The organism is Gemmata palustris (genome assembly GCF_017939745.1).
GTDB lineage: Bacteria > Planctomycetota > Planctomycetia > Gemmatales > Gemmataceae > Gemmata > Gemmata palustris.
In genome coordinates this window covers 2,162,992-2,175,365 of sequence record NZ_JAGKQQ010000001.1, presented here as the reverse complement: position 1 = coordinate 2,175,365, position 12,374 = coordinate 2,162,992, and the positions used below count along the sequence as shown (strand labels likewise).

Genomic DNA, 12,374 nt, shown 5'->3' with positions numbered 1-12,374 from the left:
AAGGGTACCCTGTGTACGACCTGCTTGGTGAGTTTGTTGGTACGGCAGTCCTGATTCTGCTCGGCAACGGGGTCGTTGCGGGCACGCTCTTGAACAAGTCGAAGGCCCAGAACGCCGGGTGGATGGCGATTACTGCGGGGTGGGCTTTCGCGGTGATGGCCGGTGTGTACACCGCGAAGGCGATCGGCGCGCCGGGCTACATCAACCCGGTCGGGCCGCTGGCGGCGGTTCTTACCGAGAAACTCACGGTCGACAAGGCACTGATGTTCGCCGCCGCGGAGGTCGCGGGCGCGTTCGTGGGGGCGACACTCGTCTGGCTGCACTACTTCGCGCACTGGGCCGAAACGCCCGATCCCGAATTGAAGCGCGCGTGTTACTGCACCGCACCCGCGATTCGTCACTTTCCTGCAAACGTCTTCGGCGAAGCACTCGCGACGTTCGTATTGGTCTTCGTCGGCACGGCCGTCGTGGAGAAAGGCATCAACGGCGCGCTGGCGGCCCCGCTCGGTGGCGCGCTCGTGTGGGGAATCGGCCTCAGCCTCGGCGCCACGACCGGGTACGCGATCAACCCGGCCCGCGACCTCGGTCCGCGCCTCGCGCACGCGATCTTACCCATCGCGGGGAAGGGTGGGGGCGATTGGGGCTATGCCTGGGTACCGATCGTCGGGCCGCTCGTTGGGGGCGCAGCAGGAGCATTGGCGGCAGCGAAGTTAGTGACAAGCGCGTAACGGAATCCGCGCTCGGATCGGCGGGTAGGTGTGGTATGCTCGGAAGTCCTGCCTCGCAACCCGCCGAATTCGTGGGTACCCGCCATGAAATTCAGCCCCCACGCGCGCCCCAATCGCCGCCAACTCCTCCAACTCGGCGGAATCAGCGTTCTTGGATTGGGGTTACCGGAACTTTTGCGCGCGTCACCGGGAGGTGGTAGCGGTCTGCGGCGGGGGAAACCGAAGTCGTGCATCTTCATTGTCCAGTACGGCGGGTGCAGCCAAATCGACAGTTTGGACATGAAGCCGGATGCGCCTGCGGAGATTCGCGGGCCGTTCAAGCCGATTGCGACCGCCGTTCCGGGTGTTCGGGTCTGTGAGCACCTCCCGCGCCTGGCGCGTCTCGCCGACCGGTACTGCCTCGTGCGGTCGATGACCCACGGCGACCCCAATCACGACGGCGGAATGCACGTCTGCATGACGGGCCACTCGCGCCCGGCCGAGAGCACCCCGTATTACGGTTCGGTCGTTGCGAAGCTGTGCCCGCCGACCGGGAACGTCCCACCCTACGTGTGGCTGCAGAACCTCGCCGGAGATGTGCAACCGCGTTACCTCACGGGCGGCTTCCTCGGAGCAGTTTACGCGCCGCTGCGCATCGGGACCGATCTCGACAATCCGTCCGCGCCGGGCTTCAAGGTGAAGTCGTTCGACCCACCCACGGATGTCCCGACGCCCCGGTTGCTCGACCGACAGAAACTCCTCGCGCGTGTCGAATCCACGCAGCCCGCGGGTGGTTCTGACGCCGCGAACATGGAGAAGTACCGCGAGAAGGCGGTTGATTTGCTCACCGGTCCCGAAGCGCGGGTCGCGTTCGATCTCGACCGCGAATCTGCACGCACGCGCGACCGCTACGGGCGCCACCCGCTCGGGCAGAATTTGCTCATGGCCCGCAGACTCGTCGAAGCGGGGACGCGGCTCGTCAGTGTGACCGCGTGGACCGGACTCCCACCGGGCGAGGCGTTTCGCAACGTGCAAACGTGGGACATGCACGGCACGGGGCCGGGCCTCGGTAGTATCTTCGGCTCCACCGCGTTTGGGCTGAGTTGGGCGCTCCCGCGTGTGGACGAAGCCGTGTCCGCACTGCTGAGCGACCTGGAAGATCGCGGATTATTAGAAACGACGCTCGTGGTGCTGGTAGGCGAATTCGGCCGCACGCCGCGTGTGAGTGGCGAGGGGCGCGATCACTGGCCGGCGTGCTACTCGGCGCTGCTTGCGGGTGCCGGAATTCGTGGGGGAGCGGTGCATGGCGCGTCCGACAAGATCGCGGCGTATGTGAAAGACAGTCCGGTGAGCCCCGAGGACTTCGGCGCGACGCTGTTCCACGCGCTCGATGTGGCTCCGGAAACGAAGCTCGGGTCCGACGGGTTCACCCGGCCCGTGAGCGCGGGGAAGCCGGTGCTCGATTTGTTCGGGTGATAAGATTCGCGCGCTGCGCAAACTGGCCAGTGCATCGTTGCCTTTCGCCGGGCGACAGTTTAATTTGTCCTCCGCCTACCATTCGCGTTCCCACTTATACACTTGGAGCCCTCTCCATGCGTCCGTTCAAGGCCGTACTGCTCACCGTATCGGTGAGCGTGCTGGCGCTGGGTACCGCCCGCGCCGATGTCAAACCGCACCCGATCTTCTCTGACAACGTGGTGCTCCAGCAGGGCACTGAAGTCGTCGTTTGGGGCAAGGCCGATCCGGGCGAGTCGGTCACCGTGAGGCTGGAACGAAAGACCGAGAACGAGGCGAGCGGCGCGGTCTCGGGCGTGACCGCGGACAAGGACGGCAAATGGGTCGCGAAGATCCCGGCGCAGAAGGCCGGCACCGGCTACGCACTCACCGTGAAGGGCAAGAACACCATCGCGTTCAAGAACGTCGCGGTGGGCGAGGTGTGGGTCTGCTCCGGCCAGTCCAACATGGAATGGCCCGTGAACATCAGCGAAGACCCGGCCAAAGTGAAAGAGGGCGCGAAGAACCCGGACCTGCGGCTGTTCACCGTCAAGCAGTGGACCGCGCCGCGCCCGATCACCAACCAAGACGACCTCGGGCACTTCACCAAGTGGGACGTGAGTTCGGCGGACACGATCGGCGGGTTCTCCGCGGTCGCGTACCACTTCGGCCAGAAGCTCCAGAAGGAACTCGGAATTCCCGTCGGGTTGATCCACTCGTCGTGGGGCGGCACCCCGGCCGAGGCGTGGACGAGCCTGGAAGCGCTCGACGCCGAGCCGAGTCTGAAATACTACGCCGACCGCGCCCGGGCCACAGTCAAGGCCTACGACGAGTACGACCAGAAGAAGGCACTGGAGGCTTACGAAAAGACCCTGGCGAAGTGGAAGGAAGCTGCGGACAAGGCGAAGGCCGAGGGCAAGCCGGTCCCGAGGGAACCGGGCAAGCCGGGTGCGACGCCGCCCAATCTGGGGCCGCACACCCCGGGCGTGCTGTACAACGCGATGATTTACCCGATTTTGAACTTCAAGACGAAGGGCGCGATCTGGTACCAGGGCGAATCGAACACCGGCCGGGCCTACGAGTACCGCACGCTGTTCCCGACGATGATTAAGGACTGGCGCGCGCGGTACAACTGCGACCTGCCGTTCATGCTCGTTCAACTCGCGCCGTTCGGGAACGGCAACGCGAACGCGGTCACCTACGCCGAACTGCGTGACGCCCAACTGTACGCGGCCAAGACTTTGCCGAAGACCGGGATCGCGGTCATCACCGACATTGGCAACGAAACCGACATCCACCCGAAGCCGAAGGGACCGGTCGGCGAGCGGCTCGCGCTCGCGGCGCTGGGGATCGAGTACGGCAAGAAGATCGAATACTACGGCCCGATGCTCAAGGACGCAAAATTCGCGAGCGGCACCGCGACGCTGACGTTCACACACGTGGGCGGCGGGCTGGTCGCGAAGGACGGCGACCTCGTGGGCTTCACGCTCGCGGGCAAGGACGGGAAGTTCCACCCGGCGAAGGCGACCATCAAGGACGACACCGTTCTCCTCAGCAGCGAGCAGGTTGCGGAGCCGACCGCGGTGCGCTACGGGTGGGTGAACTTCGCCAAACCGACCCTGAATCTCTTTAACAAAGAGGGGCTGCCGGCTTCACCGTTCCGCACGGACGATGCGCCGTACACCACGCAGCCGAAGCCGAAATAGTGCATCCGGGCGAACGGCCGGCACGAGCCGGTTAGTGAGAGGTGGGCGCCAGAGCCCCTCGCGCTCGATCGGTCGGCCCGCGCCGGCCGTTCGCCTTTTAGGGAGATCGCATGACGAAGCGCGTCGTGATTGTGGGCGGGGGAGTGGTGGGTGCGTGTTGCGCCTACCACCTTGCGAAGACCGGGCACACGGTCGCCATCGTTGATCGCAAAGAATTCGGGTCCGGCTGTTCTCACGCGAACTGTGGGTACGTGTGCCCCAGTCACGTTCTGCCGTTCGCCGCGCCCGGGGCGATCACGTCCACCCTCAAGACCCTCTTCCAGCGGAACTCGCCCCTCAAGGTCCGCCCGGGCGTGGCGCTCGCGAACCTGGGCTGGTTCCTGGGCTTCGCCCGGAAGTGCAACACGCGCGACATGATGGCCGCGGGGCGCGCAATTCAGGCGCTGCTCAATTCGTCGCGGGCGCTGTTCGACGAACTCATCGCGGCCGAACGCATCGAGTGCGAGTGGGAATCGAAGGGGCTGCTGTTCGTCTTCCAGACGCCGAAACACTTCGAGCACTACGCACACACCGACGAACTGTTACGCCGCGAGTTCTCGATGCCCGCGCGCCGGTTCGATTCGGCCGAACTCGCCGCGCTAGAACCGGCCCTCAAGCCCGGGATGGCTGGTGGCTACCTGTACGAGTCCGATGCACACCTCCGGCCCGACCGCCTGATGAGCGAACTTAAGCGCGTGCTGCTGGCGCTAGGAGTGGAGATCCGCGAGAACTGCGCGATGACCGGCCTCGTGACGGCAAACGGCGTCGCCACTGCACTCAAGACCTCGGCCGGAGACGTTCCCGGCGATCAGTTCGTGATCGCGACGGGCGCGTGGACCCCTCAACTCAACGCGGCGCTCGGGTGCCGGGTGCCGATCCAGCCCGGTAAGGGGTACTCGCTGACGATGCCGCGCCCGGCACTGTGCCCGACGTACCCGCTCATATTCGAGGAGCACCGCGTCGCGGTCACGCCGTTCGCGAGCGGGTACCGGCTCGGTTCGACGATGGAGTTCTCGGGGTACGACGATTCGCTGAACCGGTCGCGGCTGGCGCTGCTCACGGACGCCGCGAAGCTGTACCTGCGCGACCCGCTCGCGGAGCCGGTGCAAGAGGAGTGGTGGGGCTGGCGCCCCATGACGTCCGACGGGCTGCCCGTCATCGATCGCGCGCCTGTTGCGAACAACGTGATGATCGCGGCCGGACACAACATGCTCGGGCTTTCGATGGCCACCGCAACCGGAAAACTCGTCAGCGAACTGGTGGGCGGCGGCAAGCCGCACATCGACCCGACGCCGTACCGGTTGAATCGCTAACAGGCGAACCCCGCCCGCCAGGGCGGTGGGTGCATTTGCTATGTGCAAGACCCACCGCCCTGGCGGGCGTGGTTCGCCTGTCACTCGCCTACTTCAGCTCCAGTAGGCCCGCGTCGATGTACTGACCGCCGCGGGTCTGCTTGCAGTGAATGGCGATCACATTCGCGCCCTTCTTGAGCGCCTTGCGCCCTTCTGCGGTCAGGAAGAACTCCGTGTAACCCGACGTCCAGTCGGTCACTTTGAGCGCGAGGACGCCGTTGATGTACACCTCGGCATCCTCATCGTGGTGCATGCGCAAGATCACTTCGCCCGTCGGCGCGTCCTTTAACTCGAATCCGCGTCGGACCCAGATATCAGCGATCTTCCACTCGGTTCGCACCACCGCGCCCGGGGTGCCCTGCGTTCCGAACCCTCCATCGGCCTCGGTCCATTTTGAGGCATCGAAATCGGATTTCTCCCAACCGTCCGCGGGCTTGGTGGTCGTGAAGCGCCACTTCTGGGCGGTCGTTTCGGACGTCGGCACGAGTTCGCGGTACTCGGGCGCCGGGCCGAACAGCGTCTTGTGCCACTTCGCGGTTTCAGCCAGATCGAACTTGATGATCTCGCGGTCGTAGGTCATCAGCCCGTTCACTTCGACTTCCACGTCCGTCGTCTGGGTGTACACGGCCGCGCTCAATCCTTTGCCGACGAGCGGGTGCAATCGCCGCACGAGCAACCGGTAGTTCTCACGCAGTTCTTCGGTGGTCTTGAACGTCCGGTAACCCCAGTTGTCGGTGTCTTTCCACAGGTGGCCCTTGAGCGGCAGACCCAGCCCGCCGAACTCGCCGAGCACGCTCACGCGGTCCGGCATCGTGGGGAACATCCCCGGGCCGGGATAGATGTGCGCGTCCTTCATGTCGCCGAACCCGCGGTCCACCCACCCGCTCGGGCCGTTCACGAGGCGCGTGCGGTCGTAGTCTTTCACCCACTTCAGGACGTCGTTAGTGTCGTGCTGCCCCCAGCCCTCGTTGAACGGCACCCACACCACGATGCACGGGAAGAACTTCAGGTGGTCCATCATCGCCTTGAGTTCCACGCGGAACTGCTTCTTCTCCGGGTCGGTGAACTTGGCGTCTTCTTTGGCGTCCGGCGGAATGAGTTGCCCGCGCGACGGGACGCCCCCGCTGGGCATGTCCTGCCACACCAGCATCCCGAGCTTGTCGCAGTGGTAGTAGTAGCGCGACGGCTCCACTTTGATGTGCTTGCGGAGCATGTTGAAGCCGATCTTCTTCAGCACTTCGATGTCGTATTTCATCGCTGCGTCGGACGGCGGGGTGAGCAACCCGTCCGGCCACCATCCCTGATCGAGAGGCCCCACCTGGAACAACGGCTTCCCGTTGAGCAGCAGGCGCATCACGCCCTTGTCGTCTTTCCCGGTGGTGATGGTGCGGATCGCGAAATAGCTTGTTGCTTCGTCGATTGTCTGGCCGTTGCGCACCAGCTCCAACTTGAGGTCGTAAAGGTTGGGTGTATCCGGTGTCCACAGCTCTGGTTTGAGGATCGGAAGTGTGATCTCGCCGTTGGGGAGGGCGTCACCGGAAGCGATGCGTTGTCCATTTCGCAGAGCCGTCACGCGGACGCGATCGTTGGGCTTATCGTTATGAGATTGCAAACTTACGATTACGACCTTGTCTTGGAGTCGTGTTTCCGTGCGCAGACCCGTGATGCTCGTTTCTGGCACGGGTTCGAGCCACACCGTTTGCCAGATCCCGGTGACCGGCGTGTACCAGATCCCTTCGGGTTTCGCTTGTTGCTTCCCTCGTGGTTGCGCGCCCGAATCCGTTGGATCCCACACGCGCACGACGAGTTCACCCTTTCCGTCCTTCAGCGCGTCGGTGATGTCCACCGAGAACGGGTCGTTCCCGCCCTTGTGGGTAACGAGTTCTTTGCCGTTGACGAAGACCGTCGATTCCCAGTCGACGGCGCCGAAGTGGAGCAGCACGCGCTGATCCTTCCACCCGGCGGGAACTTCGACCGTGCGGTGGTACCACAGGTTCTGGTCCTTGCTGACGCTCTTGCCGACCCCCGACAGCGCCGACTCGGCGCAGAACGGTACCAGGATCTGGCCGTCCCACTTCTCGGGCTTGGGCGCGTCCTTTTTGGTGATCGCGTAGTCCCACAAGCCGTTAAGGTTTAGCCAGTTCTTTCGCACCATCTGCGGGCGCGGGTACTCCTGCCACGCGCTATCGGGTTTCACTTCCTTGCCCCACTTGGTCATGAGCGGGGTGGGAGCCGGTTTCCAGTCGGCACCGAGTGCGCCGGCAGTAACGGCGCACAGGACGAAACAGGAGAGGAGACGAGCGTGCATCGTGTGGTAACTCCGAAAGGTGAACGGGCGCAAGAGAGGTGACTCAATCGGCGACGCGCTTGGTAATGCTCCCGTAGGCATCAATGCGCCGGTCGCGGAAGAACGGCCAGTTCCGGCGCACGTCTTCCATGAGCTTCCGGTCGCACTTCACGACCAGAATTTCTTCCTTGTCCGTGCTGCCCTTCTTCAGAACGCGGCCGAACGGGTCGCTCACGAACGACCCGCCCCAGAACTCCAGCCCCTCGCCGACGATGACCTCGTGCCCCACGCGGTTCACCGCGCACACGTAGGTACCGTTGGCGATCGCGTGGCCGCGCATGCTCGTTTCCCATGCGGAATGCTGCGCTTCGCCGAACTCTTCCTTTTCGCGCGGGTGCCAGCCGATCGCGGTGGGATAAAAGATCACTTCCGCGCCCTGGAGGGCCGTGAGTCGGGCCGCTTCGGGGTACCACTGGTCCCAGCACACCAGCGTGCCGACTTTGGCCGCCGCGGTGGGGAACACTTTGAACCCGAGGTCGCCCGGCGTGAAGTAGAACTTTTCGAGGAACAGCGGGTCGTCCGGGATGTGCATCTTCCGGTACAACCCGAGCAGGTTCCCGCTCGCGTCGTGGACGGTGGCGGTGTTGTGGTACACACCCGGCATCCGCTTCTCGAACAGCGACCCGACCACCACGACCTTATTTTTCTTCGCCGCCGCACCGAGCCGGTCCTCGCTCGGCCCCGGGATCGGTTCCGCCAGATCGAAGAGCGCGATGTCTTCCTTCTGGCAGAAGTAGTAACCGGTGAACAGTTCCGGCAGGCACACCACTTGCGCGCCCTGTTTCGCGGCCTCGGCGATCGCGGCCTCGGCTTTCGCCAGGTTCGTTTCGCGATCCGGCGCGATTTTCATCTGTACCGCCGCGATTGTGAAATGGTCCATAAGTCCGGCGCCCATAGTCCTTGGTACTTCACCCGCAGCTTGTTATACCGATGCCAACGGCCCGCAAGTACCGCCGAGCACCGGTCCGGCCGACTCACCCTCCCCGCATGGATTGAAACCATGAGCGATAAAAACATCACCAGCGTGCTGAAGGAAACAAGGCAGTTTCCCCCGTCCGCGGAATTCGTTGCCCGCACCACCGTGAACGCGACCGAACGTGACCGGCTCGCGGAGTGGGCCGAACGCGACCCGGACGGGTTCTGGGCCGAGCAAGCCAAGTCCCTTCACTGGACCAAGCCGTGGGACACGGTGCTCGACTGGAGCAACGTCCCGCACGCGAAGTGGTTCGTCGGCGGGCAGCTCAACGCGAGCGACAACTGCCTCGACCGTCACGTCGCGGCCGGGCGCGGGAACAAGGCCGCGCTCGTGTGGGAGGGGGAACCCGGCGATTCCCGCACGCTGACGTACCAGCAGCTCCTGAGCGAAGTGTGCAAATTCGCGAACGCACTGAAGGCGCTGGGCGTGGAGAAGGGCGACCGCATCACGATCTACATGCCGATGATCCCCGAAGCGGCGGTCGCGATGCTCGCCTGCGCCCGGATCGGCGCGATGCACTCGGTCGTGTTCGGCGGGTTCTCCGCGGACGCGGTCGCGGACCGCAACAACGACGCGAAGTCGAAGCTCGTCATTACCGCCGACGGCGGCTGGCGCCGCGGAAAAGTGGTGCCGCTAAAGGCGAACGTGGACGCGGCCCTCGAAAAATCGCCGACGGTCGAAAAGTGCGTGGTGTTCAACCGCTGTAACACCGCGGTCGAGATGAAGGCCGGGCGCGACGTGTGGTGGCACGATCTGGTGGCCGGCGCGAGCGCCGACTGCCCGGCCGAACCAATGGACAGTGAGCACCCGCTGTTCATCCTCTACACCTCCGGCAGCACCGGGAAGCCGAAAGGCGTTCTCCACACGACCGGCGGGTATTTGTTGGGAGTGTCGCTCACGCACAAGTGGGTCTTCGACATCAAGGACGACGACGTTTACTGGTGCACGGCGGACGTGGGGTGGATCACCGGGCACAGCTACATCGTGTACGGCCCGCTGTGCAACGGCAGCACGGTCGTGATGTACGAGGGCGCGCCGAACCAGCCGCGCGAGGACCGGTTCTGGGAGATCATCGCGAAGTACCGGGTGACGATCTTCTATACGGCCCCGACCGCGATCCGCGCGTTTATCAAGTGGGGCGACCAGCACCCGAAGGGGCACGACCTGTCGTCGCTCCGGTTGCTCGGCAGTGTGGGCGAGCCGATCAACCCGGAAGCGTGGATGTGGTACCACAACGTGATCGGCGGCGGGCGGTGCCCGATCGTGGACACGTGGTGGCAGACGGAAACCGGCGCGATCATGATTTCGCCGCTCCCCGGTGCGATCCCGACCAAACCGGGCAGCGCGACGAAACCGCTCCCGGGCATCGCGGCGGAAGTCGTTGACAAGCAGGGGCACCCGGTGCCAGCGAACGCGGGCGGGTTCCTCGTGGTGAAGCGCCCGTGGCCGAGCATGATGCGCACCATCTACGGGGACGACGAGCGCTACAAGTCCACGTACTGGAGCCATTACCCCAACATTTATTTCACTGCGGACGGCGCGCGCCGGGACGAGGACGGCTACATCTGGGTGATGGGCCGCGTGGACGACGTGCTGAACGTGAGCGGGCACCGGCTCAGCACGATGGAGGTCGAGAGCGCACTGGTTCACCACCCGAAGGTGGCCGAGGCCGCGGTGGTCGGGAAGCCGGACGACCTGAAGGGCGAAGGGATCGTGTGCTTCGTCACGCTGAAGCAGGGCGTGGCCCCGACCGACGAGCTAAAGGCCGAACTGAAGGCCCACGTCGTGAAGGACATCGGCGCGCTGGCTCGTCCGGACGACGTCCGGTTCACAGACTCCCTGCCGAAGACGCGGAGCGGTAAAATCATGCGCCGGTTCTTGCGCGACATCGCCGCCGGCCGGCAATCTACTGGCGACGCGACCACGCTCGAAGACCTCAACGTGCTCGCGAAACTGCGCGCGGATGACGAGTAGCACCTGGGTTACAATGGGCGAGCCGCCGATGCGTTCCTAAAGCTGCGTCCCAAGGTACCGTTGCACGATCCACGATGCGCTGATCGTTCCCCGTGGCACTCGTGGTGGAGGCCATCCTGCAGGCACGGCTGTACCAGGAGACGTTGAACAAGGCTTCGTACCCGGCGAACGTCGCGTAGCCCGCCGCCTCGAACGTCGCGCGAGCGGAGCGGCGTAACGTCGACTGGTTTCCTGGGGCCGCTACCACGCGGTTCCCGCCCCGCTCCCGGATCTGTTGGACGTGACCTTCTGGCAGGAGGTCACGTCGATCGTCACCAATGCGCCCGTAAGAGCGTTCAGTAGCGCGGGCACGGCCCCGATCTCGTTGGACCCGTCGGGCACCACTCGGCCCAGACACCGGTCGTTCTCGGTAGCCCGCGCATTCACCAGGTGCAGACACCCGCTGAACGTGTCACCGGGTGCCGCTCGGCAGGCGCCGAGACACGTCAGCCGACCAGTGACTCGATCACCTTCCCGTCTCGGAAGACGGAAATGGGGCGCCCCGAGGGCGTGCGGAGTTCGTGAGCCGGTTCGATTCCGAGTAAACTCATGACGGTCGCGGACACGTCGGCCGGCGAACACGGGTCGTTCTCAGGTGCCAGCCCGTGCGCGTCGGTGGTGCCGTAAGCGGTTCCTCCCCGCACCCCCCCTCCGGCCAAAAACGCCGACATCGACCGCGCCCAGTGGTCGCGCCCGGCGGAGCCGTTCACGCGCGGGGTGCGCCCGAACTCCCCCACACAGTAGACGACAGTACGGTCGAGCATTCCGTGGTCGCTCAAATCCGTCACGAGTGCCGACAGCACGCGATCGAGTTCCGGCAACAACTGCTGGCGCAGCGTGCGGAAGCTCCCGGCGTGCGTATCCCAACCCGTCAACCCGACCGTCACGCACCGCGCGCCGGCTTCGAGTAGCCGACGGGCGGTAAGCGCGCTGCGCCCGAACACCGTCGGCCCGAAGCGTTCCCGTACAGCCTCTTTCTCCAACGACAAGTCGAACGCCTTACGCACCCGGTCGGACCCGAGGATGTCCACCGCTTGCTGCTGGAAGCTGTCGAGCGCCGCGGGTAGTTCCGTGCGATCGAGTGCGCCGAACTTCGTGTCGAACGCGCCGCGGAGCCGATTCCTGTCAGCGAGTTGTTCCGCAGAGAACCCCGTGGGGAGAGAAATGCCTTCCACGCGCGCTGTACCGCGGCCACCAATCCCTGCTGTAAACGGATCGTTCGCCGCGCCAAGGAACCCGGCCGCGCCGGGGAACCCCGCGGCGCCGTCGAGCGCGATGTACGGCGGTAAGCCGGCCTGAGTGGGCAGTAGTTTTGCTGCAATCGCACCGAGAGACGGGTGTTTGAGCGCTGCGGCCGGCGGGTGACCGGTCGCCAGGTACGCGGCCCCGGCCCCGTGGTCGGTGATCGAGTGGTGAAGCGAGCGCACCAGCGCACAATTCTTCATCGCCCCGGCAATTTTCGGCAGGTGCTCGCAGACGCGCACGCCTTGCGCCGCGGTATCAATCGGCTTGAACTCTCCGCGGAACTCTTCCGGCGCATCCGGCTTCAAATCCCACATATCGATCGTTGCGGGACCGCCCCCGAGCCACACGAGGATCAGCCCGTCCGCCTTCGACTTGCGCGTGCCGCGCGATTCCGCCCGGAGAACGTCGGGCAAGCTCAGCCCGAGGGCGCCGGCGGCGCCGACTCGCAGGAACCCGCGCCGGTTGAAGTGTAACGACCGGGACATGGGTGTTCCT

The 12,374-nt window shown here is 65.0% G+C and carries 9 protein-coding genes; 5 read left to right on the top strand and 4 right to left on the bottom strand.

Annotation, left to right across the window (positions count from 1 at the left end; genetic code table 11):
- Positions 1-11: 11 nt before the first annotated feature.
- From J8F10_RS08540 to J8F10_RS08525, 4 genes are all read left to right on the top strand, one after another.
- Positions 12-728, top strand: a complete 717-nt coding sequence (locus J8F10_RS08540; RefSeq protein WP_210653411.1) for an MIP/aquaporin family protein — start codon at positions 12-14, stop codon at positions 726-728.
- 84 nt (positions 729-812) lie between these two features.
- A complete protein-coding gene (locus J8F10_RS08535) occupies positions 813-2,183 on the top strand; it encodes a DUF1501 domain-containing protein (protein WP_210653410.1) in 1,371 nt (456 codons plus the stop codon).
- A gap of 116 nt (positions 2,184-2,299) precedes the next feature.
- Entirely contained in the window at positions 2,300-3,907 is a 1,608-nt protein-coding gene (locus tag J8F10_RS08530; protein ID WP_210653409.1) for a sialate O-acetylesterase, read from the top strand.
- A 110-nt stretch (positions 3,908-4,017) separates the two neighbouring features.
- Entirely contained in the window at positions 4,018-5,259 is a 1,242-nt protein-coding gene (locus J8F10_RS08525) for an NAD(P)/FAD-dependent oxidoreductase (RefSeq protein WP_210653408.1), read from the top strand.
- A gap of 88 nt (positions 5,260-5,347) precedes the next feature.
- Here J8F10_RS08525 and J8F10_RS08520 read toward each other — a convergent pair whose 3' ends face one another.
- Positions 5,348-7,606, bottom strand: a complete 2,259-nt coding sequence (locus tag J8F10_RS08520) for a glycoside hydrolase family 2 protein (RefSeq protein WP_210653407.1) — start codon at positions 7,604-7,606, stop codon at positions 5,348-5,350.
- A gap of 43 nt (positions 7,607-7,649) precedes the next feature.
- Positions 7,650-8,525: a carbon-nitrogen hydrolase gene (locus tag J8F10_RS08515; RefSeq protein WP_210653406.1), complete on the bottom strand. Its 876-nt coding sequence runs from the start codon at positions 8,523-8,525 to the stop codon at positions 7,650-7,652.
- A gap of 120 nt (positions 8,526-8,645) precedes the next feature.
- On the opposite strand from J8F10_RS08515, the gene acs reads away from it, so the two are divergent.
- On the top strand, positions 8,646-10,595 hold the full coding sequence (acs, locus tag J8F10_RS08510; RefSeq protein WP_210653405.1) for an acetate--CoA ligase: 1,950 nt from the start codon (positions 8,646-8,648) through the stop codon (positions 10,593-10,595).
- A 240-nt stretch (positions 10,596-10,835) separates the two neighbouring features.
- Here acs and J8F10_RS08505 read toward each other — a convergent pair whose 3' ends face one another.
- Positions 10,836-11,021, bottom strand: coding sequence for a hypothetical protein (locus J8F10_RS08505; protein ID WP_210653404.1), 186 nt, complete (start codon positions 11,019-11,021; stop codon positions 10,836-10,838).
- 59 nt (positions 11,022-11,080) lie between these two features.
- Positions 11,081-12,364, bottom strand: a complete 1,284-nt coding sequence (locus J8F10_RS08500) for a DUF1501 domain-containing protein (protein ID WP_210653403.1) — start codon at positions 12,362-12,364, stop codon at positions 11,081-11,083.
- Positions 12,365-12,374 lie beyond the last annotated feature (10 nt).